Source organism: Solibacillus sp. FSL K6-1554 (assembly GCF_038005185.1).
Classification (GTDB): domain Bacteria; phylum Bacillota; class Bacilli; order Bacillales_A; family Planococcaceae; genus Solibacillus; species Solibacillus silvestris.
In genome coordinates this window covers 3,127,579-3,151,898 of sequence record NZ_JBBOSS010000001.1, presented here as the reverse complement: position 1 = coordinate 3,151,898, position 24,320 = coordinate 3,127,579, and the positions used below count along the sequence as shown (strand labels likewise).

At 43.0% G+C, this 24,320-nt stretch carries 20 protein-coding genes, 1 pseudogene and 1 riboswitch; of the genes and pseudogenes, 9 read left to right on the top strand and 12 right to left on the bottom strand.

What is annotated here, in order from left to right; all coding sequences use genetic code 11:
- Window positions 1-36: 36 nt before the first annotated feature.
- The 5 genes from MHB58_RS15725 to MHB58_RS15705 all read left to right on the top strand — a co-directional run bounded on the left by MHB58_RS15725 (window position 37) and on the right by MHB58_RS15705 (window position 3,261).
- On the top strand, window positions 37-696 hold the full coding sequence (locus MHB58_RS15725) for an amino acid ABC transporter permease (protein WP_340735547.1): 660 nt from the start codon (window positions 37-39) through the stop codon (window positions 694-696).
- Window positions 697-733: 37 nt separating this feature from the next.
- On the top strand, window positions 734-1,474 hold the full coding sequence (locus MHB58_RS15720; RefSeq protein WP_082990870.1) for an amino acid ABC transporter ATP-binding protein: 741 nt from the start codon (window positions 734-736) through the stop codon (window positions 1,472-1,474).
- 16 nt (window positions 1,475-1,490) lie between these two features.
- Window positions 1,491-1,961: an S-ribosylhomocysteine lyase gene (locus tag MHB58_RS15715; RefSeq protein WP_014822943.1), complete on the top strand. Its 471-nt coding sequence runs from the start codon at window positions 1,491-1,493 to the stop codon at window positions 1,959-1,961.
- 121 nt (window positions 1,962-2,082) lie between these two features.
- Window positions 2,083-2,580 (top strand): SRPBCC family protein, encoded by a 498-nt coding sequence (locus MHB58_RS15710; RefSeq protein WP_340735546.1) that lies wholly within the window; start codon window positions 2,083-2,085, stop codon window positions 2,578-2,580.
- 285 nt (window positions 2,581-2,865) lie between these two features.
- Window positions 2,866-3,261, top strand: coding sequence for a VOC family protein (locus tag MHB58_RS15705; protein ID WP_340735545.1), 396 nt, complete (start codon window positions 2,866-2,868; stop codon window positions 3,259-3,261).
- A 372-nt stretch (window positions 3,262-3,633) separates the two neighbouring features.
- On the opposite strand, the gene thiW is transcribed toward MHB58_RS15705, so the two are convergent.
- The 7 genes from thiW to MHB58_RS15670 form a co-directional block, all read right to left on the bottom strand.
- A complete protein-coding gene (gene thiW / locus MHB58_RS15700; protein ID WP_008406146.1) occupies window positions 3,634-4,140 on the bottom strand; it encodes an energy coupling factor transporter S component ThiW in 507 nt (168 codons plus the stop codon).
- Between the two features lie 85 nt (window positions 4,141-4,225).
- Window positions 4,226-4,315, bottom strand: a riboswitch (TPP riboswitch).
- A gap of 120 nt (window positions 4,316-4,435) precedes the next feature.
- Entirely contained in the window at window positions 4,436-5,008 is a 573-nt protein-coding gene (locus MHB58_RS15695) for a cupin domain-containing protein (protein WP_340735544.1), read from the bottom strand.
- A gap of 79 nt (window positions 5,009-5,087) precedes the next feature.
- On the bottom strand, window positions 5,088-5,888 hold the full coding sequence (locus tag MHB58_RS15690) for a nucleotidyltransferase (protein ID WP_340735543.1): 801 nt from the start codon (window positions 5,886-5,888) through the stop codon (window positions 5,088-5,090).
- 306 nt (window positions 5,889-6,194) lie between these two features.
- Window positions 6,195-7,085 (bottom strand): IS3 family transposase, encoded by an 891-nt coding sequence (locus MHB58_RS15685; protein WP_081483418.1) that lies wholly within the window; start codon window positions 7,083-7,085, stop codon window positions 6,195-6,197.
- Window positions 7,082-7,384, bottom strand: a complete 303-nt coding sequence (locus MHB58_RS15680; protein WP_014822792.1) for a transposase — start codon at window positions 7,382-7,384, stop codon at window positions 7,082-7,084. The genes MHB58_RS15685 and MHB58_RS15680 overlap by 4 nt, the downstream gene beginning before the upstream one ends.
- A 201-nt stretch (window positions 7,385-7,585) precedes the next feature.
- On the bottom strand, window positions 7,586-8,341 hold the full coding sequence (locus MHB58_RS15675) for a 3'-5' exonuclease (RefSeq protein ID WP_340735542.1): 756 nt from the start codon (window positions 8,339-8,341) through the stop codon (window positions 7,586-7,588).
- A 113-nt stretch (window positions 8,342-8,454) separates the two neighbouring features.
- Window positions 8,455-9,999 (bottom strand): alanine/glycine:cation symporter family protein, encoded by a 1,545-nt coding sequence (locus tag MHB58_RS15670; RefSeq protein ID WP_340735541.1) that lies wholly within the window; start codon window positions 9,997-9,999, stop codon window positions 8,455-8,457.
- Window positions 10,000-10,660: 661 nt separating this feature from the next.
- Between MHB58_RS15670 and MHB58_RS15665 the strand changes: the two genes are divergently transcribed.
- The 4 genes and pseudogenes from MHB58_RS15665 to MHB58_RS15650 all read left to right on the top strand — a co-directional run bounded on the left by MHB58_RS15665 (window position 10,661) and on the right by MHB58_RS15650 (window position 14,801).
- Complete coding sequence (locus tag MHB58_RS15665) at window positions 10,661-11,449, top strand: 2,3-dihydro-2,3-dihydroxybenzoate dehydrogenase (protein ID WP_014822951.1); 789 nt, start codon at window positions 10,661-10,663, stop codon at window positions 11,447-11,449.
- Between the two features lie 46 nt (window positions 11,450-11,495).
- Window positions 11,496-12,698, top strand: coding sequence for an isochorismate synthase DhbC (gene dhbC / locus MHB58_RS15660; protein ID WP_014822952.1), 1,203 nt, complete (start codon window positions 11,496-11,498; stop codon window positions 12,696-12,698).
- 57 nt (window positions 12,699-12,755) lie between these two features.
- A pseudogene (locus MHB58_RS15655) lies at window positions 12,756-13,388 on the top strand (isochorismatase family protein); the annotation flags it as partial.
- 156 nt (window positions 13,389-13,544) lie between these two features.
- Window positions 13,545-14,801, top strand: a complete 1,257-nt coding sequence (locus MHB58_RS15650; protein ID WP_340735540.1) for a cytochrome P450 — start codon at window positions 13,545-13,547, stop codon at window positions 14,799-14,801.
- Window positions 14,802-14,860: 59 nt separating this feature from the next.
- Here the strand turns inward: MHB58_RS15650 and MHB58_RS15645 are convergent, their stop codons facing one another.
- The 5 genes from MHB58_RS15645 to MHB58_RS15625 are packed head-to-tail and all read right to left on the bottom strand — an operon-like array spanning window position 14,861 to window position 24,293.
- On the bottom strand, window positions 14,861-15,502 hold the full coding sequence (locus tag MHB58_RS15645; RefSeq protein WP_445683160.1) for a 4'-phosphopantetheinyl transferase family protein: 642 nt from the start codon (window positions 15,500-15,502) through the stop codon (window positions 14,861-14,863).
- 29 nt (window positions 15,503-15,531) lie between these two features.
- On the bottom strand, window positions 15,532-16,899 hold the full coding sequence (locus tag MHB58_RS15640) for a DHA2 family efflux MFS transporter permease subunit (RefSeq protein ID WP_340735538.1): 1,368 nt from the start codon (window positions 16,897-16,899) through the stop codon (window positions 15,532-15,534).
- Window positions 16,896-17,102, bottom strand: a complete 207-nt coding sequence (locus MHB58_RS15635) for an MbtH family protein (RefSeq protein WP_014822957.1) — start codon at window positions 17,100-17,102, stop codon at window positions 16,896-16,898. Before MHB58_RS15635 ends, MHB58_RS15640 begins: the two co-directional genes overlap by 4 nt.
- Complete coding sequence (locus tag MHB58_RS15630) at window positions 17,095-24,033, bottom strand: amino acid adenylation domain-containing protein (RefSeq protein ID WP_340735537.1); 6,939 nt, start codon at window positions 24,031-24,033, stop codon at window positions 17,095-17,097. Before MHB58_RS15630 ends, MHB58_RS15635 begins: the two co-directional genes overlap by 8 nt.
- A gap of 5 nt (window positions 24,034-24,038) precedes the next feature.
- A complete protein-coding gene (locus MHB58_RS15625) occupies window positions 24,039-24,293 on the bottom strand; it encodes a phosphopantetheine-binding protein (RefSeq protein ID WP_340735536.1) in 255 nt (84 codons plus the stop codon).
- Between the last annotated feature and the right edge of the window lie 27 nt (window positions 24,294-24,320).

The window sequence follows — 24,320 nt, the reverse complement described above, 5'->3', positions numbered from 1 at the left end:
TTACATGGCTTTCATTACAGAAAGGAGTGCTAGTGGATGAGTAGAGAAATGGATATTTTACTTAGCTCAATCTGGCCGATTTTAAAAGCAGGACTTCTTGTTACCATTCCGCTATCGCTCATTGCTTTTGCCATTGCATTAGTCATTGCAGTTGTGACGGCATTAGCAAGAATTTCGAATTACCGGGTTTTACGATGGATATTCGGTGCTTACGTATGGGTGTTTCGCGGAACTCCATTATTAGTGCAATTATTTATAGTGTTCTTCGGTCTACCGAAACTGGGGATTACCCTTGATGCGTGGACAGCGGCAACTATTACATTCTCTCTGAATACGGGTGCATATGCTTCTGAATCGATCCGAGCTTCAATTTTGGCCATTCCAAAAGGGCAATGGGAGGCAGCAGAATCACTCGGTATGACGTATTGGCAGATGATGCGACGTGTCATTGCACCGCAAACCGTTCGCATTTCATTGCCGCCAGTAGCCAATGATTTTATCGATATGGTAAAAGGGACATCTTTAGTAGCCAGTATCACACTTGCGGATCTATTCATGGTCGGACAGCAAATTACAGCAAGGACATATGAGCCGCTTATGATTTATTCACTTTGTGCAGTTATATATTTAATCTTTATTAGTGTGTTGATGGTCATTCAAGGCCGACTGGAAAAATACGCTTCAAAATATATATAAGTCGGGTAACGTGAAGCGCTAAAAGGGAGGGCTTATTATCGTACAATTTCAGCAGATGTCTAAGTTCTTTGGCGAGAACGAGGCATTGAAAAATATTAATTTAACATTTCATGAAGGCGAAACAACGGTTATTTTAGGTCCATCCGGTTCAGGGAAATCAACGCTGCTGCGCTGTATCAATCTGCTGGAGCGACCTGAAAAAGGCGTTCTGACAGTCGGGAACCAGACAGTTGAACTGAACAAGCCGATTTCTCAGAAGAACTTGCTTTCGATTCGTCAAAATACGGCGATGGTATTCCAAAGCTTCAATTTGTTCCCGCATATGAAAGTGCTTGAAAATGTGATGGAAGGGCCAGTTACCGTTTTGAAGCAGGACAAAGAAATTGCAAGACAAAAGGCACAGCAGTTATTGGAGAAGGTTGGCCTGAGTCATAAAACAGACCAGTATCCTTCGCAATTATCCGGCGGGCAGCAGCAGCGTGTCGCCATCGCAAGAGCATTGGCAATGGAGCCGCAGTTTTTACTGTTCGATGAGCCGACAAGTGCACTGGACCCAGAACTAGAGGGAGAAGTGCTGAAGGTGCTGAAGGATTTGGCGGAGGAAGGCAAGTCGATGATTATCGTGACGCATAACCTGAATTTCGCACGCGAAGTGGCAGACCGGATTCTATTTCTGGAAAACGGTGAAATCGGCTATGACGGCGTAACCGAAAACTTCTTTACAGCAAACAATAATGAACGGATTCAACAATTTATAAAATCGATGCAGTTTATCTAATATAGGGGGATTTAACATGACAACAGAGAAAACAAATGTAGAGAGCTTTGATTTAGACCATACGAAAGTAGTAGCACCATACGTACGACTTGCCGGTACGAAAACAGGAGCAAAAGGCGACGTCGTAACAAAGTACGATATCCGATTCAAACAGCCGAACAAAGCGCATATGGAAATGCCGTCACTACACTCATTAGAGCATTTAATGGCTGACCGTATCCGTAATCATAGTGAAGACGTCGTAGATTTATCGCCAATGGGCTGTCAAACAGGCTTTTACTTGGCATTACTGAACTACAATGACTATGACGGCGTATTAACGATTATTGAAAATACGCTGAAGGATGTATTGAAGGCGGAGTCGGTACCCGCATGTAATGAAGTACAATGCGGCTGGGCAGCAAGTCACAGCTTAGAAGGCGCAAAAGCATTGGCTGAGGAATTTTTAACAGGCCGCGATGAGTGGCATATTGTTTTTGGGGAATAATTGATGAAGCAAGTCTTCTGTGAGAATAATCTCACAGGAGACTTTTTTATTGGAGCAATTGTTTTAAAAGTTCCTGTGAATAGGTTATTAATAAACTATAGTAACTAAAAGGAGAATTTGAATGTACAATACCTCAACGACTACATTAACAATGAAAAGAGAATTTAATGTGAAGCCTGAAAAAGTGTTTGACGCGTGGTTGAATCCTGTAATGATGAAAAAGTGGTTCTTTACATTGGAAGGGACGAACAAGCTTGCACAAAATGACCCAAAAGTAGGGGGCAGTTGGGAAATTGTAGACCACCGGCAAGGAGTGGACTACCGGGCGATCGGGGAATACGTTGAAATCAATTCGCCTGAAAAAATCGTGTTCACTTTTAAAATGCCGCAATTCAGCGAATTGGAAGATACAATTACAGTGGAGCTGAAAGCGTTGGGACAAGGCAGTGAAATGACGTACACCCAACTGATCCATGTTGAAAATAAAGAGCAATGGACAGATGCAGACATCGTAAAAGCTCTAGATGAAATGCGAGATTGCACAGAACATGGCTGGAACTTAATGTTCATGGGTCTGAAGGAATTAGTTGAGACCGGAAAAGTGAGCTATCAAGGTTAGGGCGTATAATGAAACACCGGGTGGGGGTCATGACCATCCGGTGATTGAATGTTCGGGGAAGATTTTCTAATAAAATGTTGAATTGTTCTACTAGATCTTTATACGGTACCTGAAGAAGTAGCCGCATCTTCGGAACAACAGCTCATCGCGAAATTTAAATATTAAACCAAAGGCATCGTCTAGTTAGGAGATGCCTCTAACTTATAGGGAGAAAAGTTCGCGAAAAAGGGTAAAATAGGCTAAATTGAAGTGGTGCAAATTTGAATTAAGAAGGGGAAGAGTCCGATGAAAAGCGCAAAACCATTTTTAATGTTTCAAGGCGGCGTTGCAGAAGAAGCGATGAACTTCTATACATCACTTATCGATGATGCGGAAATTACAAGCATTGTTTACTACGGGGCAAATGAAGGCGGAGACGAAGGAAAAGTCATGCAAGCCACTTTTTCGATAAAAGGTCAGGAATTTATGTGCATTGACAGTAATATAAAGCATGAATTTGACTTCACACCGTCATTCTCTATTTTTATTACGTGTGATACGGAAGAAGAAACCGACCATCTTTATGAAAAATTGCTAGAAGGCGGGCATCCGCTAATGCCAATCGATAATTACGGTTTCAGTAAGAAGTTCGGCTGGGTAAATGACCGTTACGGAGTATCTTGGCAGATTAATTTACCTTAATAAAATGTGCCGGGTGTCTGAATGGATACCCGGCGTTTCATTTTCTAATAAAGGTCTGAGTTGTTCTAATATATTTTAAAATCTTCTAATAAAAGTGAGATTTTAAAATATAATTGTACATTGTGCTAATAAGTCTTTAATATGTTCAAATATCGTCCACAGAAGTTCTAATAACCCCCTGCAATCTTCTAATATCTATCATAAATCTTCTAATAAAAAACGGCAGGCTACCGCAAAAAGGTCGCGTATCATAAAAAGAATAAGCCCGTTTTACCAAAATCCCAAACTGTTCTAATATCATTCGCAGAAGTTCTAATATCCCGCCAAGAAGTTCTAATATCGACACAAAAATTTCTAATAAAAACCCTCCATTCACCCGGCATTCTGATAAAGCATCCCGCCAAACGCCCGGTTTCTCACCATAATCTTCAGCAAGCCATAGCCTAAAAGCGCCCCCGCAAAAGAACTCATCATAAATGCCGGGACAAAACCGAACAGCGCCGCTTCCTGACCTAAAAATAAAATGGCGATCGGGTAAGTAGCCATCGCACCGAGCAACCCGGTCCCGATTACTTCACCTACTGCCGCAAACGCTAACTTCTTCGTTTTAGCAAACAGAAATGCAGCCAAAAAGGCACCAATCATACTCCCCGGATAAGCAAAAATACTGCCTGTCCCCATTAAGTTTCTCAATGTCGATGTAAGGAATGCCTGTAATACCGCATACCATGGACCGAGCAACACCGCCGATACGACATTGGCAAAATGCTGAATCGGAAATATTTTGGCAAAACCTAAAGGGATGTACACAAAACTGCTGAGAATCGTTGTAAGTGCAGCGATAATCGCTGAATACGTAAGCTTCCTCGTTTTATTCATCTCTTCCATCCTTTACAATAAATTTTTGCAACAAAAAAACCACTTTCAACTAAAGAAAGTGGTATCGCAGCCTAAAACAAATAAAAAGGGATCGACACTACTTTCCTACGCTAGTATTACCTAGATCAGGTGCAAAGGGTTCTTCTCAGCCAAACAGGCGCCCCTAGTAGTTTTCATATTCAATTATAAGCAGATTACCTGCTTCCAATATTAGGTTAATTTCACAGTTATCATAACACGGCCGTTTCATTATGCAAATGTATTTTTGAAATTTGATTCCTTTGACCGAGAAAAACTACTGCTCATACCCGCCGCCATAGTTGCCGGGCTGGACTTGCTGCCAAGGGTTTGGCGGACCGATGAACGTATTCGGTCTGACAGGAGCAATTGCCTGCTGCCATAAATTTTCGTTCATGCCATATGTGTGGGCCATAATATTTGCTGGTGTCAGCTTGAGGAGGTCGGAACCTAAAATGACTTCAGGTGTCGGTGCGTTGAAAATGGCGAGCAGATGCGTGTTGTTTTGCGTGGCGACTTCGTAATGCCACCACCCTTGAGGAACGTTCGCCACCTGGCCGGGGGTAATCGGAAAATGCATCAGCTGTTTCGTAAACGGATTCAAAATCGAAACAACCGCACTCCCCGCAATACAATAAACAAGTTCCGCCGCATTTTGGTGGTAGTGCGGTTCAATGACATTATTGGCACTCAAATAAATATCAAGCAGCGATATATTATCCAGTGTATTTAACTGGTTGACGCCCATTACATTAATAAAATTTTGCTGGTCTTTAACGAACAACGGGTTTTTATTAAGGTCGAATGTAAACTGGGGTTGCACTGATGTATAATCTTGATTCGGATTCAATAGTTCACCTCTTTTTTATTGTAGTTAAAATATGCAATAATTTACCAGTGCGTGCCTATTGTCGTTAGTAGCCATCCATCTAAAAATACACATACAACGCATTGATTAATGTGAAAATTAAAATAAACAGGGTAGCACCACATACAATAATTTCTGTAAAGTGGACGAACATGACTCTTTCATAACTTAACTCAGCTTTACGAAAACCAAAGAAATCCCCATGACTGATAATATAAATAAACGTACTCACGACCATTAAGGAAGACATTAAAAATGAAATTGTTGGCAAAGAAGTAACGTAGCGCGAGTTGCCTCCTGTTTCCATATAGAGCGGAATATCCAATCCCTTGCTTAACACAAAACTGACAATGACCATGATGTAGATAATAAACGAAATATTAAACGGGTGTTTGCGGTAATCGATCAGATCAAGCAACTTTTTTGTCTTCCCCTTAAACTCCCAATCCTTATTGTCTTCTACTCTGTCACCTTTCAGCATGTAAATAATACCGGCTAATACAAGCCCCGAAAATAAATACCATTCCAACATCGTAAAAAACAGCGTCCAGCTATAAAACGGTGCGATCACAAGCGGGAGAACAACAAGTCCACTCAACCATTTATTAAATGGCTGATTGGCAATTAGCCATTCGTTCAAAGCATGCCGTTTATCTTTTGTATGTCCTTCTTCCGGTTCCTGGTAACTGAAGAATTGATTCATTACAAAAGCGCATCCTACCAGTACCAACCCGATTCCGAAAGTAAGATAAGAAGCTTTCGGATAAATCACGACCCCATCATAATTAAGGATGATCCAGTTCCCGCATAGGGCAGTGATCAATATCCCGGTAAGCATCATATATGAAGATAAGTTTCTCATCCGTACACCTCCAATTGTTCTATTCTACGTCGATAGGCTGGAAATAGTTTCAAATAAAACAGGAGGTATGTAAATAGTTCTAATAACGACCGGCAATGTTCTAATAAACCCAAAAATGTTCTAATATAATTGCGATTTTCTAATATATCACTCAGTTGTTCTAATAACCATCCGACATCTGGTCTTCTGTCAATATTTCGGACACGCGTTAAGAGACTTTTTTGCTACCGCCCTTCGGTTGCTCTGTTTTTCATCCCTCCATGCCCAGACCTGAGCATGGAGGGATGAAAACCCTGTAAGAGAACTTTATGAGGCATTTTGACAAACTGACTCCTGTTGATTTCTCTCAAATTGGTTTGGTGATAAATAACCGATTGTTGAATGACGTCGTCGTTCATTGTAAAAGTTTACGATATATGACTCCACGCTCTTTCGTGCTTCTTTTTTGGATTCGAAACGGTGACGATAGATCCATTCTTTTTTGATTGTGGCGTGGAAGGATTCAATACACGCATTGTCATAGGGATCTCCTTTACGACTCATGCTAATTTTAATCCCATGTTCTTTTAAAGTTCTTGTATAGCTTGTGGCACAATATTGTGCGCCTCGATCTGAATGATGAACTAATCCCTTCTCGGGTTTTCGAACTGCTAATGCATGCTTCAAGGCTTGATCTACTAATGTTTCTTCCATATGATCTGCGATGGCCCAGCCGACGATTTTACGAGAATATAAATCCATGATGGACGCAAGATACACCCACCCCTCCAGTGTTCGAATATAAGTTATATCTGCGACCCATACTTTATTTTTCTCTTTTACTTGAAATTGACGTTTGACTAGATTCGGATAAATAAATTGATGGTGATTGGAATCCGTTGTTCGTTGAACAGTTTTCGGGATTACGGCACTTAACCCAAGGTTTCGCATCATATTCGCAATTTTCTTTTGCGAACAGACATAACCTAAACTCGCTAAGTCTTGCGCAATGCGAGGGCTACCGTATGTACCAAAACTCCTCGCATACGATCGATGAATCTGATAGGCAATTTCTGTATCACGTACTTCTTTTTCCGATAAGGGCTGTATCTGTTTTTTACGCCAATCATAATAACCGCTTTTTGAAACCATCAATACTTTACACATCATCGCAATGCCAAAGTCGTTTTTATGCTTTTCAATGAATGCATAAATCACTCGGGGTTTTTCGCGAAGATGTGCATAGCCTTTTTTAGAATTTCATTCTCTTCTTCCAAATCACGTAACTTCTTATCAAACGCTGCCTGCAACTTATCTACTTCGCTAGAAGTAAAGTATCGTGTGACATCCTGATTTTTCGATTCACGATAATCTTTAATCCATTTATGGATCGTTGAAGACCCAATTTCAAACTTAAATGCCAGATCTGAAACTTTTGCGCCATCTTCTAAAACAGACTTTAAAATGTATTCTTTTGTTTGTGCGTCTAATCGCTTACGAGTTTGTTTTTCTTTCATCGGTTCCACGTCCTTTTTTAGATATCTTAATCTTAAAGTGTCTCTTAAGACGTGTCCATTTTTTATACTAACCTCACATCTTCAAATAAAGCACTCCGATGTTCTAATATCCCGCCGACATTTTCTAAAAACCGCCCCAACTATTCTAATAAAATCCAAAACAAAAAAGCGATTGCACAAATGAACTTAATAAACAGGTTCCTACTGTGCAGTCGCTTTCTTCATAATAAGCTGCAGTATTTCATTGGCACAAATCGCATCCGCATCGGCTGTATGATGGTTAAGAAGCGGAATGTTATACGTTTCGGCAATGACATTTAAATTATTTCTCGGGCTGTCCAAATATTTCCGCGCAAGCAGTACAGTGCAGGCAGCCGGATTTGTTGGACGAATGCCATTTCGGAAAAACTCCAGCGCGAGAAAGCTGTACCAGTCAAAACCGATATGATGACTGACGATCGGCAAATCACCTAAAAAAGCTTTAAACGCATGAATGACAGGGAAGATCGTTTGCTCATCTTTCACGCGTTCATTAGTAATCCCGTGAATATGCGAATTTTTGATCGGTTTTTCCGGATTCACAAACCGGTGAAAGAGGTCCACCGTTTCACCATGGCGAATTTTTAACGCAGCTATTTCCACGATTTTATCGCCCCTAGCAGCAGAGCCTCCCGTTGTTTCGATATCAACGACAACATATTCGGGTGCACGCTCCAACAGTTCCACCATTTCCGCAACCTTTAAGCGCGGGCTATACGTTGTAATAAACTTTCTTAAATACTGCGCGGCAAGCTTCGTATTGTAATAATGGCCATAGCGCGTCCGGGCAATATAGCCGTGCTGTTCCAGTTCATCAATTGCCTCTGTCGGATAGCTTGCGGCCAATGCTTCACGTTTGGCAAAGCCCACAATCGAGCACGTAATCATAATGCGAATATGCAGCCGTTCGATGTTCATAAACTTCACCTCTTAATTGGAACGTTTGTTCTATAATTGAACCATATATGAAGTAAATAATAAATAAAAAAGCTGACCACAACCGAAACAACGAGCAATGGTCAGCCTATCAATTACTCAGAAAACGGATTCGGCACTGGTTGCAGACGCTCTTGGACTTTCTTCGCAACGACCGTTTTTCCTTTTGAAGGAACGGTATTTGGTATTGAAGATCTTGCTTCGAGGTCTTCCCAGAAAACCGCGTTTTTAATGCCTAACACTAACGGGTTGAACGTTGGGTTAAGCCCCAAACGTTTTTGCGTATCGTAATCTTTCAGTGCGGTTAAAGCGGTTTTCGAAAGCAGCACAATCGTAATGACGTTCACCCAGCCGAGCAAACCTACTCCTAAATCAGTAATCGCCCAAATAAGAGTAGCCGAATTCACTGCACCGAAAATAACCATGCCTAGAAGACCGAGGCGGGCAGCATGTGTAATAATTTTCCCTACTTTGCCGATATTCAGCGTTTCTTTAATGAAGGCAATGTTCGTATCCATTTTGTAGAAGTACGTAATTAACGTAGTAAAACAGAACAGGAATAATGAAATTGTCATAAAGTACTGACCGAATGTCGGAGAGATCAGTGTACTCATTGCCGACTGTGTATAAATTTCAGGGTTAGCACCTGGAATGTTCGATACGATGGCCTCGCCAGCACTTGGCGCAACATTGTACATACCTGTAATTAAAATCATAAAGGCTGTCGCTGTACAGATTAGAAACGTATCAATGTAAATAGAAAATGCCTGTACTAAACCTTGTTTGGCAGGGTGCGAAACACTCGTTGCACCGGATTCAAACGTTTCTGTACCTAACCCGGCAGCACTTGAGAATACACCCCGCTGTACACCCATTGCGATGGCTGTACCGACCAGACCTGCAAATGTAGCATTCAAGTTAAGCGCACTTGTCACAATCAATGAAAACATCGCCGGAATTTCAGAAATGTTAACAACTAATAATGCGATACAAATTGTCACGTATGCTAAAGCCATGAACGGAACCAAATATTCCGAAACAGTAGCGATTCGCTTTACACCACCGTAAATAATTACTGCCATTAATGTAGCAAGCAGTAAACCTGTTACAAGTGGGGGAACATTGAATGATTCCTGAACCGTTAAAGCAATCGTGTTCGCCTGTACTGTCGGCCATAAAATACCGATAACGATAATTAAAATCGTCGCTGAAATAATGGAAAACCATTTTAAATTCAAACCTTTGTAAATATAAAACGGTGTTCCGCCGCGGTATTCACCATCGATTTTACTTTTGAAAATTTGAGAAAGGGTAATTTCAATAAATGAAGTGGCTGCACCTAGGAATCCCATAACCCACATCCAGAATACTGCACCAGGACCACCAAGGCTGATGGCTGCTGCAACACCGACAATATTACCTGTACCGATACGACTGCCCAATGACATCGCCAATGCCTGGAAAGAAGAAATCCCTGCACTGTCATTATTTTTTTCAAACAGCAATGTGATCATATCTTTAAAGCGTCGCACTTGAACAAATCGTGTTCTCAACGTAAAAATGAGGCCCACCACCAAAAATAAAAAGACTAACGCATTACTCCAAACATACTTATTCAAAAAATTAACGATTTCCAACATTCATGTACCACGTCCTTTTTATTTCGTTTTCTAAGTAAAACTGTAATGCATGTTTTTATGTATAGCTTTTTTCTGTTAACAGAAAAAAAGTATTATTACTGTAATTAACACAAACAAGCGCTTGTTAAACAAAATTTTTCAGTCTTGTATTAATTTTTATGGAATTCAAAGCTTGGGAATGTTTTAGTAGCAGGTATTTAACGGTGTTTTACATTAAAATAATTTAAATATTTACAGGAAAAAACGAAGAAGTTCCATAATCTTTTGTACAGTAATTCAATATTCCTATCGCTCTCTTTTTCAAGAATGTATTTCTGGCCAAATATTTACACAATGATACCTTCTCTACGGGTCAGTAATGAATTGATAAGACTACATAATAGAGGAGAGAAAGTTTATATTTATTCCTTTATTTGGATTTTGTTAAATCAGTTTTCCTTATAAATTTTTCAAAAATGCCGAATATTACTTCTTTAAATTAGCACTAAACCGAAACTTAGGTCTTTCTATTGGAATGTTTGAATGTCTCTTGACGTTGTAAAATGTTAGGCCTATCATTGCTAATAGAATCAATTGATAATGATTATCATTATTGATTGTTGATTCTAATAAGAAATCAAGCTGTCTTTACATAACTGTAAATGAGAAAGGAAGTGTTGAAGTGAACTTTCAGGAGTTACGAGGGAAAGTTGCACTTGTGACAGGTGGAGCCCAAGGAATTGGCGCAAGCCTTGTCAAAAGCTTGGCTACATTAGGAGTAAAAGTTGCTGTAATCGATTATAACGAGGAAAAATTGAGAAGCCATGTGAATGGTTTAATAGAGCAGGGGCACGAGGTTTTCGCATTTCCTGCGGATGTGGGAGATAGTAACGCCATTGATGCGGTTGTCGAGAAAGTGGAAAACGAAATCGGACCAATCGAAATGCTCGTCAATGTAGCAGGCACATTGGCTACAGGACCGGTCGAATCATTCACTGACCGTGACTGGGCAAGAATCTTTTCAATTAATACGACAGGTGTGTTTTATGTTTCAAGAGCGGCAAGCCGTTATATGATTCAAAGAAAAGCAGGTTCGATTGTAACAGTCGGATCCAATGCCGCAAGTGTACCGAGAATTTCTATGGCGGCCTATGCAGCATCAAAGGCGGCAACGGTCATGTTTACAAAATGTCTCGGTTTAGAGCTGGCAGAGCATAATATACGCTGCAATATCGTTTCACCAGGGTCGACGGATACGGACATGCAGCGTTCGATGTGGTCCGATGATCATGGCGCTGAAGTAATGATTAAAGGAATGACTGAAACGTATAAAGTAGGGATTCCGCTGAAAAAGATTGCACAACCGGACAATATTGTGGACGCTATTCTGTTTTTCCTGTCCAATCAGTCAAGTCATATTACGATGAGCAATCTTGTCGTGGATGGCGGCGCGACATTGGGAGCGAGCTAAGTCTGTCTTTTGAATTCAGAGTAGTGAAACGAAAAGGAGCGGTAATATGGTAAGCAAACAAAAAGTAGTAATCGAACATGAACTTTTAGATGAGTATGAAGTTGGTGACTTTTTCATTGAAACACCAAAAAGAACGATATTAGGCAAAGGTGTATACATGCATGTGCCAACGGGTGAACCACATCAAAACCAGATGGAAGGATTGTCCGATAGGGTGGCGAGCGCGCTGAAGAAGGCTAAAGAACAAGGACATCCACGATTAGTCGTAACGGGCGCAGTACCATTTGATTACTATAAAAAAGCATGTTTACTTGTTCCGGAATCTATCCAAATCGCACCATCATTGCAGCAGGAGGAAAGGGCAGTGTCCGGTTCAGCATCAGTTACTGTCAATCGGCTCGTATCCAATCCAACACCAGAGCACTATAAGCTAGGTGTCATGCAAGGGATTGAAAGAATAAGAAGCGGCGAACTCGATAAAATTGTGCTGTCACGTTCACTGGAAGTAAGTCTCAATGAGCCGATCGACCTTCCGCAGCTGTTACGTAATCTTGCGTATCAAAACAAACATGGATATACGTTTGCAGCACCGATTGAATACGGAAATCAAAAGGCTTCGCTCATCGGGGCTAGTCCGGAGCTGCTTGTTTCAAGACAAGGGATGTACGCCATCGCGAATCCATTGGCAGGTTCAAGACCTAGAAGTAAAGATCCGGTAGAGAACCAAAGACGTGAAGAGGAACTGCTTTCTTCTCCAAAGGATTTACATGAGCATGCGGTCGTAGTGGAAGCAGTCGTCAAGGGATTGCGTCCATTACTAAAAACGATCGAAGTCCCGGAAAAACCGTCAGTCGTGTATACGGAAACGATGATGCATCTTTCGACTGTCATTAAAGGAGAGCTCCTGAAAGCGGATATCTCATCGTTGGATTTAGCCATTGCCCTGCAGCCTACACCAGCTGTTTGTGGCGCACCAACGGAAAAGGCAAGACAGGCAATCACAGAAATTGAACCGTTTGACCGAGGCTTCTTTACAGGCACGATCGGTTGGTGTGATGCTGAAGGCGACGGGGAATGGGTTGTGACGATTCGCTGCGCAGAGGCAAATGGCGATTCATTACGATTATTTGCGGGAGCAGGCGTTGTGAGCGAATCGAAGCCTGAAGAAGAATTGGCTGAGACGGGTGCGAAATTCCAGACAATGCTTCGCGCAATGGGCATCGATACAGAGCAGCTGAAGGATATTTAACGACTATTTATATGAATTACAACAGGGTTCACCAACAAAGAAAAAGGAGTGATTTAGATGGCTATTCCAGCGATCTCATCATATAAAATGCCGAAAGAAAGCAATCTTCCAAAAAATAAAGTAGGTTGGAAAGTCGATCCGAACAAGTCTGTCCTACTCATTCATGATATGCAGCAATATTTTATCGATTATTATGAGAAGGATTCGTCATTAGTTCGTGAAATGATTGCCAATATAAAAGCAATCAGAAAACAATGCGATGAACTTGGCATTCCAGTTGTCTATACGGCACAATCGGGAAATCAAAAACCAGAGGATCGCGCATTACTGACTGACTTTTGGGGAACAGGACTAAAAGACGATCCGAATATTACAAAAGTGATCGATGAATTGGCGCCAGGCAAGGCCGATATCGTATTGAAAAAATGGCGCTATAGTGCATTTAAAAAATCTAATTTTCTGGAAATGATGAACGAACAAGACCGAGATCAGTTAATCATTTGCGGGGTTTACGCCCATATCGGTTGCCTTATGACTGCTGGAGAAGCTTTCATGTCGGACATTAAGCCTTTTTTCATTGCCGATGCGGTAGCTGATTTTACACAATCTGAGCATGAAATGGCGATCAACTATGTAGCAGGTCGCTGTGGGGCAGTTTATTCTACAGCACAAATTATGGACCAGCTAAAGCGTGAGGCATCTGCAGAAGCAGAGCTCGTATAAGAATACACAGGTGGTGAAAGTTTTCACCGCCTGTTTTTGCATTTAAATGGAAGCAAGTTTTTATGAAGAATAAACAGGGAATTGGTTACCGACAATGTTTTTAGACAAAAGGAGATGAAGTAGATGACAAATTCGGTGCCAAAGGAAGAAGGAATTGACCACAGCCTGAATCTTCTGAGAGAAGGCTATTTGTATATTTTAAATAGAAGACAAAGCTTTCATTCCGATCTGTTCGAAACACGATTGCTTGGAAAAAAGGCGGTCTGTATGGGCGGAAAGGAAGCGGCCGACCTTTTTTACGATAACAGTAAGTTTAAAAGGGCAGGCGTTGCACCAAACCGTGTTGCCGAAACATTATTCGGCAAAAAGGGTGTACAGACACTGGATGGAGATGCCCATAAGCACCGGAAAAAGATGTTTATGTCCATTATGTCCCAGGATCGACTTAAAAAAATGAATGAAATTGCCGCGAAGCAGTGGGATACAGCTTTAACTAAATGGCAGCAGATGGACGACGTTGTTCTTTACGAGGAAGCGCTGGAAATTATGTGCCGTTCTGCCTGTGAGTGGGCGGGAGTACCGGTGGAAGAAAAGGACATGAAAAAGCTCGCAGACGATTTTAGAGCGATGTTTGAATCGGCAACGGCAATCGGACCATCGCACTGGGCTGGCAGACATGCACGAAACCGGGTGGAAAAGTGGATGGGGAACCTCATCGACCAAGTGCGCGAGGGGAAACTGAATCCTGAAGAAGGTACAGCACTGTATACGTTTTCATGGCATCGTGATTTGGAAGGGAATCTTCTTGATCCGGAGGTCGCTTCTGTAGAAGTAATCAATATATTAAGGCCGATTGTAGCGATTGCGGTCTATATTACTTTTTCAGCATTGGCTGCCCATCATTATCCGGAAGAGCGGAAGAAACTTCAATCCGGCAACGAAAAAAATACACAGATGTTTGTGCAGGAGGTGCGCCGTTTTTATCCATTCTTCCCTTTTGCCGCTGCGGAAGTAAAAGTAGATTTTACTTGGAAGGATTATACGTTTGAAAAGGGTACATTAACTTTATTGGATTTATACGGAACGAATCATGATACGAATATTTGGGGGAATCCCGAAGTGTTTCAGCCGAGCCGTTTTGAAAACTGGGATGGCAGTCCGTTCAGCTTTATTCCGCAAGGTGGCGGCGATTACTATTTAGGCCATCGCTGTGCGGGGGAATGGGTGACGATTGAGATGATGAAAGTGAGTCTGGATTTTCTAGTTAACCAAATGACATACGATGTCCCGGAACAGGATTTAAGCTACAGCAAAGTTAGCATCCCAAGCTTGCCTAAAAGCAAAGTGATGATTAATAATGTTCAGCGAGTATTAAGATGAAATGATTAAGCCTGTAACCTTTTCCTTGGTTACAGGCTTTTAAATGCTAATTCGTTAACTCATTTTTTCGCATATGTCGCAATCTTTTTCGTGAAAAATGTTTCAATTTGTGCCCACTGAGCGTGCGTTACGGTCTCCAAGGAATCCTCCAAACAGACTGCTGCACTGTAACCAGGTGCAAGGAAAAAAGGAATGGTACGGGCTTTTACACGTGAGGCGGGATGATGAATCGTTCCATCTTGCCGAATCGTTGCCTCCATTAAAGAATCGTGTAAACCAAACCCTTTATATTTCCCGTAACTTTCCTTAGCAGTCCAGAGGGCATAGAAAGCTTCCTGTTCAAGAAGCTTATAGAGATGATTCTCCTCTTCGCTCCACAATGTTTGAAAGAGGGAGAAGTCCCTTGTTACCTGCTGTTCCACATCAATTCCAACCGGAAAATCACTAATGGCACATGCCACATAATTTCCGGAATGGGAGAGATTGAAGTGAAGGTCTTGTCCTAGTTGGTATTTACCGTTTGAATCTTTGGTAAAGCGAACTTCCGATAATTCCTTTTCATAAGTCGTCACAAACATCATCTTCGCTAGTAAATGAGCACAAACCGTTCGCAACTGATCTTCCGTTTTCCGCATGCGTCCAACCCGCTCCACCACGTCGTTTTCCAAAAAGGGAAGATAACGTTGCCAATCAGTAGGCATCTCGTTGATTTTGCAATAGGCAATGGTTGTCATGCTTTTTCTCCCTTTAGAATAGTTTCCTGTTCTTTCGCAAATAAAGAACAGCCGAGTCCTGCCAGAAGCAAAACAACCGTAGCAACGAGGGCGTACTGATAAGAGAGGATCTCTGAAAAGTAACGACCAGACACGGTTAATGTCGTCGCTACAAGTGCAATTCCTACTGCTGCTCCAACGCGGTTAAGCATATTGTATAGCGTTGTCGCCTTGCTCATCTGACTTTTCGCTACATGATGAAAGGCGGAAAGTTGCGAACCGATTACACTATGGCCTAAACATATCCCAACAGCAAACATCAATCCGCGTAACAGCCAAGGATTTGCTGAAGGACCAAGGATGGCGATACAGCAGAAAATCATTACTGTACCAATCAGACCGAGACGTACTGTATACAGCATGCCGAAATGCTTGGATGTTCGAGGCAGTAATCTGGATGCGACCATCAGTCCAAGTGCCTCAGTAAACGTAATGAGTGAGCTTTCCAGAGCAGAAGCTGAGTACGCGTACTGATACATGAGCGGGAACAGATACAGCATCCCCATCAAGGCGCCCATGGAACACATCGCGACGAGACTCGATGAAAGGAAAAGCGGTTGTTCATACAGACGCACATCCAGCAGCGGCTCTTTTATTTTTCGTTCATATACATAAAACCGCCTTAATAAAAATACACCGACAATCGCACAAAAGACGACCGTAATGGAAACACCGTCTGATGCAATAAGGCTCAGAGTGAGCATTAACAGCGGCAACCCGAGTGCAATGAGCATATAGCCTTTCGTATCAAACGGTGCTTTAAAAATCTCAAATTCCGTTAAGGCAAAAAGTCCGATCAGGACGATGATGATACCAAACGGAATATTAATGAAGAACGCCCAGTTCCAGGATAAATACTCCGAAAACAGTCCGCCCACTAAGGGGCCAATCGCCGGTGCAAAGGCGATTGGCAATACTAATGAACGCGACAGATTTTGTCTTTCCGGTGGAGAAAATGTCCGAAACAGCAGTGTCATGCTGACGGGTGTAATGATTCCTCCTGCCAGTCCCTGCAGCACGCGCGCTAAAATAAGGGCCTGCAAGCTTCCCGCCCATCCGCAAAGAAGAGAGGCGAGTGTAAATAGACTGACAGAGAGTACATACATTCTTTTTACGCCGTACCGATTGCTTAAATAGCCGGCAGCAGGCAATGCAACAGCGATGCTGACAAGGTAGCCGATATTAATGCCGTTCGTTGCCCCCGGCGTTACACCGAATTCAACGGCAATTGTAGGAAGTAGCACATTGACAATCGTTCCGTCGATTGAAACCATGAACATCGCCACAACATAGAGGGCGATGATGACTGCTCGCTGTGCTTTCATCCCAAAACACTACGCAGACTTTTAGGTCTCATATCCAGCCAATTTTCTTCTATATAGAGTTGGCATAATGGTTTTAACGCAGGGCCATATACGACCTCCCATCCGGCAGGGACAGGAATGACTGCTGGCCATACAGAGTGCTGTTCTTCCGCATTTCGCAGAACGTAATATTCACGATCTTCTTGTTCAAAAGGGTTAGACATACATTTTTTTCTCCTTTACTAAGTACTTGACTAATGTTTGACCGACTTCATTCAATGGGATGGACTGACACATATCTTTATGGCGACAGGCAATATCAATCTGTGTAAGCTCTCCTTTGATATACGGATTCCACGAAGTAACATCAATGTCCGGGATCCAATCTGGCACAAGTGTAGATTTATAAAATAAAGCATCGCCATTATACGTTTCTTGCTGATGATTTTTCAGTAACTGAATCGAGTTTTTATAAACTTCTTTTAAGCGCAGAAAGGTCGATTCATCTAATGTTGCAATCGCGCTGCCCTCTGCTTTTAGAGCATCCATTACATATTCCTGTGTCACTTCATCTTCTATATCAGGTTCATACCCGGCTAGGGCAAGAAGTGCCACGAGTGCCTCCTGTTCTTCCGTCAGCTTCACTGGCGGGGTGAATGTGAACGGGTAGGCATCCATAATGCATAGAAGCGACAGTTCCTCTCCTTGGCGTTCCAGCTGGACAGCCATTTCCTGTACGACATTTCCGCCAAGTGACCATCCGAGTAGACGATAAGGTCCTTTTGGCTGAATTTCTTTGATGGCTTCAATATAGCCGAGCGCCATTTCAGTTAAAGAACCCGGAAGTTCACAGTCTTCGGCAATCCCTTTTGCTTGAATGCCGTATAGGGCAAACTCCGGCGGCAGATTTTTTAGCAATCCTGCATAGCACCAACTTAACCCACCAGCAGGATGGACAGCAAAAATCGGTTGCTCCCCGCTGCGTAACGACAGTACGGTGTTCAATGCCTGTGATTCTTTTCCTTTTTGCAGAATATGTGCGAGTCCGGATATAGTAGGTGCTTCAAACAAATGCCCGATTGCCAGCTCTTTCCCGAATGCCTCTCGAATGCGTCCGATCAGATGTACGGCTAGTAACGAGTGGCCGCCAAGTTCGAAAAAGCTGTCCTCTGTGCCGACCTGTGGCAGATTCAGTACTTCGCAGAACAGTTCACAAAGCAATGTTTCCTGCGGTGTTTTCGGCAATACAAGTTCCTGCAATGTAATGACAGGAGCAGGGAGCTGCTTCGTATCCAGTTTTCCGTTGGCGGTAAGCGGCATCTGCTCCAGCCAAGTACAGCTTGAAGGAACCATATAGGCCGGCAGCGAACGGGAAACGAATTCTTTCAACATTTGTTCGGTTACATCCATGCCTTGCTCCGGAACATAGTAGGCGGCCAAGCGGACATCTTCTTTTCGATCCTCTCTCGCAATGACAGCTGCCTGTGAGATTTGCGGATGTTTCAGAAGGACTTGTTCAATCTCGCCAAGCTCAATGCGGAAACCACGTATTTTCACTTGGTGGTCAATGCGTCCGATATAGTCCAGTTCGCCGTTTTTCGTCCAGCGAGCCAGATCGCCTGTACGGTACATCCGGCTTCCCGGAGCTCCATACGGGTTGGCGATAAAACGTTCTGCCGTTAAGGAAGCGCGGTTTAAATAGCCTTGTGCCAAGCCTTCTCCAGAAACATACATTTCGCCCACAACACCGGGAGGAACAGGTTTTAACTGCCCATCAAGGACATAAATATTTAAATCAGGAATCGCCGTGCCGATCAGACTATTCGCCTGTGACTGGCTCAGTTCTTCATTTAAGCTTAAGTAGCTGACATGGACAGTTGTTTCGGTAATGCCGTACATATTCACAAGGGTAGGGGCATCTGCCGGATGTCGGTCATACCATTCCTGTAAACGCGTCAGGTTAAGTGCCTCCCCGCCAAACACAATGTAGCGAAGTGCCAGTTGTTCGGACAGTTCGGGATGCTCTTTATCTACGGTCATGAGCTGATAGAAGGCAGATGGTGTCTGGTTCAGCACCGTAATTTTCTTGTCTGCAAGTAATGCCAATAAGTCGATGGGCGAGCGGCTGACATTGTACGGTATGATTACGAGCTCACCGCCATATAACAGGGCACCCCATATTTCCCATACGGAAAAGTCAAAGGCATAGGAATGGAACAGCGACCAGCGATCTTCTTCGTTAAAATGAAACCATTCATCTGTTGCATCAAGTAAGCGGATGACATTTTGGTTCGGAATAACCACACCTTTTGGTCGGCCTGTTGAACCGGAAGTATAGATAACATAAGCCGGATTCATTGGATGATAGTTATGATTTGTATTTTCAACAGGGAATGAAGTAAGCGAAAGCTCCTCCATTACAAGCACTTCCATAGCTTCCGTCACTTCTGCAGTAGGTTTCAAGTCTTCTGTAGTGATTAAACAGCTCGGGTTTGAATCGTTTAAAATATAGTCAATACGGTCTTGCGGATAAACCGGATCAATTGGCACATAGGCAGCGCCGTTTTTTAAAACGGCTAAAATACTGACAATCATGTCGGTCGAACGCGGCATTAACAGTGCGACAAATGTTTCGGATGTAACGCCTTTTTCCAGTAAAAGATGCGCTAACTGGTTCGCTTTACGGTTCAAGTCGGTATAAGTAAGCTCTTCGTTTTCGTCACTGACAGCAATTCGTTCGGGATGCATTTCCACAATCGCTTCAAATTGTTCGGCAATCGTTTTTTGATCGCTTACATGACCTTTCGGATTCCAGTCAAGCAGGATTTTTTCTTGTTCCTGTTCCAACAGCACATTCAATTCTGAAATGGCCGGATTATGCAACGCCTGTTGCAGGACGATTACATAGCGTTCCATTAGAGCGGCAACTGTTTTTGCTTCATATAAATCTGTTCGGAATTCCACCTGTACTTCGATTCCATTAGGCTGCTCGGCCAGATATACCTCCCGCATCTCGATACTCAAATCGAATTTCGGCTGCCCAACTGTATGCAGCTGAATGTCGGCATTTTGGCCATCGATTACAAGTGATGGCTGGGGGGTGTTCTGTAAGGCGAACATAATCTGGAAGATCGGGTGCTGTGACGGGACACGAGTCGGTTTTAATGCTTCGACAATATGGTCAAAAGGAACATATTGGTGCTCCATTGCCTCAATCGATGTTTGTTTTACGCGTTCCAGTAATTTTGTGAAACGAGGGTCCCCGGAAGTATCCGTCCGTATCGCCACCGTATTGATGAACATACCGACATTTGCCAGCAGTTCTTCCTGATCACGACCCGCCATTGGACTACCGAGAATCAGATCTTCCCCTGCACCGAGCTTTGTCATGAGGGCTAAGAATCCGCTTTGTAGCACCATGTAAAGAGTTGCCTGTTCATCTTTGGCAAGCTGCTGCAATTGTCCGTGAAGCGCGGAATCGATTGTAAACGTTAATGTTTCGCTTGTTGGTTTCGACTGCAATTGACGCTTCCCATCGCGGACAAGCTCAATCTCATCCGGGACATGCTTCAGTTTTTCCGTCCAATAAGCGAGGTTGTCATCTGTATAAACATCGTGCGTTTGCTGCCAAACCGCAAAGTCATGGTATTGAAGCGTTAACGGCTCAAGCTCATGGCCATCATAGGCAAGCTGCAGATCTTCAGTGAATGTCGCAAGTGACCAGCCATCCGCACTAATATGATGGAATACAACGACCAATGTGTTCGTATTAATGAGCGTTACACGGAAGCCGGGTTCCTGTTTCAAATCAAAAGCATAGCGTGTGCACGCATTGATTTGAGACGGCACTTCTTCTGGATTCACTTCCTCAATCAGCACTTTAGGTGAATCATCAATGATCAGCTGATAGGGCACTCCATCCACTGCAGGATATATCGTACGTAAAATAGCATGTTTTTCTGCTACTTTACCATTTGATTTAATAAGTTTTAATACATCGATCTGCTGTTCAGATGTATAAACAAGTGGAATATTATAAGAAGCGCTTGATTCCTCCAGCTGCTGGATAAACCATAAACTGCGCTGTGCATGCGATAAAGGGATTCTTTCAACTTGCTGTCTGTCGATCACAGTGAGCGTCTTTTTATTTGCTTTGTCCACTGCTTGTGCCAGCTCTTTTACAGTAGGCCGATTGAAAATAACAGAGATCGATAAATCAATTGCAAATGTTTTCCGTAATGTCAACAGCAGCTCGGTTGCGAGCAGGGAATGCCCTCCTATCTGGAAGAAGTTTTCATCGATTCCCACTGATGGCAGATTCAAAATATCTTCAAAGAATGCGCATATCGTTTCTTCAGTACGTGTTGTCGGTTTCGCTTTTTCAATAATCGAAACATGAGGCTGCGGCAACATCTTTCGGTCAACCTTACCGTTATTCGTTAATGGGAAGGCTTCCATGAAAACAAAATGAGCAGGTATCATATAATCCGGCAAACGTTCTCCTAGCTGCAGTCTGCACTGTTGCTCTGTTTCATTCCCAACAACATAGGCAACGATTTGTTTATGACCCGGCTGATCTTCACGGATCATCACAACGGCTTGTTCAATCGAAGTCATTTCTTCAAGCGCATTTTCGATTTCGCCCAATTCAATGCGGAAACCGCGAATTTTTACTTGATGGTCGGCACGGCTAACATAATGAAGGCTGCCATCCTCCTGCCACACAACTAAATCGCCTGTCCGGTATATGCGTTTCCCTGCAGTAAATGGATGTGCAACAAAACGCTCAGCTGTTAGGGATGGACGATTATGATAACAGCGGGCCAATCCGTCACCAGCAATATACAATTCACCAACGACACCAATCGGAACGGGCTGAAGCATGGCATCGAGCACATAAATGTCTGTCCGGTCGATTGCAGTACCTAATGAAGGGGCATCTTGCGGGCGAATTTCCGTGTAAGTTGACCAGATTGTTGTTTCGGTCGGTCCATACATATTGTGAACGGTTGCGCCTGCTTCCAGTAATGCGAGGGCAAGACTTTTTGAAAGTGCTTCACCACCGACAAGTACAGTTAGTCCGTTCAGTGCATCTTTCGCGTACTGTACCATCATCTGCCAAACAGTCGGTGTTGCCTGCATGATGGAAATGTTTTGCTGCTGGATCAGCGACTGCATCACAACCGGATCTTGTACTTGTTCTTTTGTCGCCAGATGAATCGATGCCCCGTACAGCAACGGTAAATAAAGCTCCAATGCCGAAATATCAAAAGAAATCGTTGTAATCGCCAGTAAATTGTCCTTTTCAGATAATGTAAATTGATGCTGCATCGCTTGTAAAAAGTTAACCAAGCTTGGCATTTCAACAACGACACCTTTTGGATTTCCGGTAGATCCAGACGTATAAATCATATAAGCTGTTTGTCCGATACAAGGGGCAATCGGTTCGTAAATTTGCTTGGAAGGCTGTAACGGCACAATGGGAGTTCCTTCTTCATTAAACGAAACTTCACTGTTAACGAGCACAATTTTTGGACGAGCATCCTCGATCATATAAAGCAGTCGTTCTGTCGGATAAGTAGGGTCCATCGGAATATAGGCAGCACCTACCTTGAAGCAGGCAAGCATCGCTGCGACCATTTCAATCGAACGGTCCATGCAAATTCCGACAAAGTCTTCGAGCCCAATGTCATGCGCTTTCAGCTGATGCGCAATCCGACCAACAAGCAGATCCAGTTCTGCGTAGGAAATAGATGTATCATTCATCTGAACAGCGGTCGCACCAGGCATATTTTCCATCTGTTTTTTGAACAATTCATACACAGTGGCATTTTTCAGCTCACTGACAGGGCCTTGTTTTGCTTTAAAAAGGGCCGCTTCTTCTTGCAATAGCATTGGCAAGTTGAACAGCGGTGTTTTTGCTTGATCTACCAATAACTCAAGCAATTGTAGGAAACGTGCTGCATGACGTTCCACTTCTGTCTGTTCATAAAGATCCGAATTGGCTACAAGATCAAACTGCATTCCATACGGCGTACTGTAGAAATTAAATGAAATATCTTCAACAGGCCCTGTCACAACTTTTTTGTGCTCCACCTCGACATTTCCGAACAGATAGTTTTCATAGAACGGCATGAAATTAATTTCCGGACCATACAGCTGGTCATCGGATGTCAGCCGCAAATCACGGCGCAGCTGTTCTTGACGGTACAACTGATGCTGCTTCATCTCCGTCATGAAGCTTTTTACGTTTATACAAAGCTGTTCAAAAGTTTCCTCAGTCGTGAACGTTGCACGCAAAGGCAAAACATTTACTCGTGTACTTGGTACGGACAATGACTTATGACCAAAACGGTTCATCAACGGAATGCCGACAATCACATCCTCTGCCTGTGACATCCGTTTTGTGTAGGCAATAACTGCTGCAGTAACGACTTCCTGTATGTTGACATGCAGCTGCTTACTGTATGTTTCTAATTTCGCCCATGTAGCGGCAGAAAGGGAAGAGGGGTACAAAATAATCTGTCCCATACGACCACTCTTTTTCTTGCTGAGCGAAATGACTTCGGTTCCTTGCATTTTGGATAACCAGTAGGCAGCGTCCGCCGTTGCCTTATCGGAAGTTCTGTACTGTACTTCCTGCTCGACCATCTGAATATAGTCACCAAACTGCTTTGTAAATGATTCATGATGAAGCATAGCCGAATAGCGCTCGGAAATTTGCTGGAACAGTAACCGGAAACTATACGCATCACTGACAAGATGGTGAATGCGCAAATAAAGGAAATGTTCTTCGGCAGACACAGAAAATAAAATGGCGCGTACAAAGTTATCCTTTGCTAAATGAAGCAATGTTCCGACATCTTCCTGCATATGTTGAAACGCTTCAGCCATTGAACAACTAATCTGTTGAGAATGAAATTGAACCGAAGAAGGGATCGTCTGGAAAATTGAGCCTTCTTCCTCCGAACATTGGATATGTAGTCCAACCGCGCTCTCGATTGTGGCATCAACTGCCTGTAACAGCAGGGTGGAGTCGATCGGAGCCTGAATATGTAAGTACTCCGCTGTATTGTATAAAGGGCTTTCCGTTAAATGGTGGGCATACCAAATCCCTGCGGCAGCTTCAGTTAAAGGGAAACGTAATTCAGTCATTCGACTCAACCTCCGTAATCTGCCATCGATTGTTTGATCAGACGATGCCACCCGTAGATTGTTGGCTCATCGGCAAGCTGTATGAATGTAAGTGCAAAGCCTTTTTGACGGAGTTCTTCAACAATTGTCATCATCGTGATAGAATCGATCCCGACATCCAGTAAATAATCTTCATCCGAAATCGTATCAATCGGTTCTGTCACATATTGAGCAACAAGTTCGCGCAGCTGTTCCATTGTAAAATCAGTTTGAATTGCCATATTATCAACCTTCTTTTCTTAATATTC

Coding starts and splice junctions, on each gene's coding strand:
- MHB58_RS15680 (WP_014822792.1), bottom strand. CDS start 7,384: ATGAAAGAAAAACAAACTCGTAAGCGATTAGACGCACAAACAAAAGAA.
- MHB58_RS15650 (WP_340735540.1), top strand. CDS start 13,545: ATGACAAATTCGGTGCCAAAGGAAGAAGGAATTGACCACAGCCTGAAT.
- MHB58_RS15670 (WP_340735541.1), bottom strand. CDS start 9,999: ATGTTGGAAATCGTTAATTTTTTGAATAAGTATGTTTGGAGTAATGCG.
- MHB58_RS15640 (WP_340735538.1), bottom strand. CDS start 16,899: ATGAAAGCACAGCGAGCAGTCATCATCGCCCTCTATGTTGTGGCGATG.
- MHB58_RS15690 (WP_340735543.1), bottom strand. CDS start 5,888: ATGAGAAACTTATCTTCATATATGATGCTTACCGGGATATTGATCACT.
- MHB58_RS15710 (WP_340735546.1), top strand. CDS start 2,083: ATGTACAATACCTCAACGACTACATTAACAATGAAAAGAGAATTTAAT.
- thiW (WP_008406146.1), bottom strand. CDS start 4,140: ATGAATAAAACGAGGAAGCTTACGTATTCAGCGATTATCGCTGCACTT.
- MHB58_RS15630 (WP_340735537.1), bottom strand. CDS start 24,033: ATGACTGAATTACGTTTCCCTTTAACTGAAGCTGCCGCAGGGATTTGG.
- dhbC (WP_014822952.1), top strand. CDS start 11,496: ATGGTAAGCAAACAAAAAGTAGTAATCGAACATGAACTTTTAGATGAG.
- MHB58_RS15715 (WP_014822943.1), top strand. CDS start 1,491: ATGACAACAGAGAAAACAAATGTAGAGAGCTTTGATTTAGACCATACG.
- MHB58_RS15675 (WP_340735542.1), bottom strand. CDS start 8,341: ATGAACATCGAACGGCTGCATATTCGCATTATGATTACGTGCTCGATT.
- MHB58_RS15635 (WP_014822957.1), bottom strand. CDS start 17,102: ATGTCTAACCCTTTTGAACAAGAAGATCGTGAATATTACGTTCTGCGA.
- MHB58_RS15705 (WP_340735545.1), top strand. CDS start 2,866: ATGAAAAGCGCAAAACCATTTTTAATGTTTCAAGGCGGCGTTGCAGAA.
- MHB58_RS15645 (WP_445683160.1), bottom strand. CDS start 15,502: ATGCCTACTGATTGGCAACGTTATCTTCCCTTTTTGGAAAACGACGTG.
- MHB58_RS15725 (WP_340735547.1), top strand. CDS start 37: ATGAGTAGAGAAATGGATATTTTACTTAGCTCAATCTGGCCGATTTTA.
- MHB58_RS15625 (WP_340735536.1), bottom strand. CDS start 24,293: ATGGCAATTCAAACTGATTTTACAATGGAACAGCTGCGCGAACTTGTT.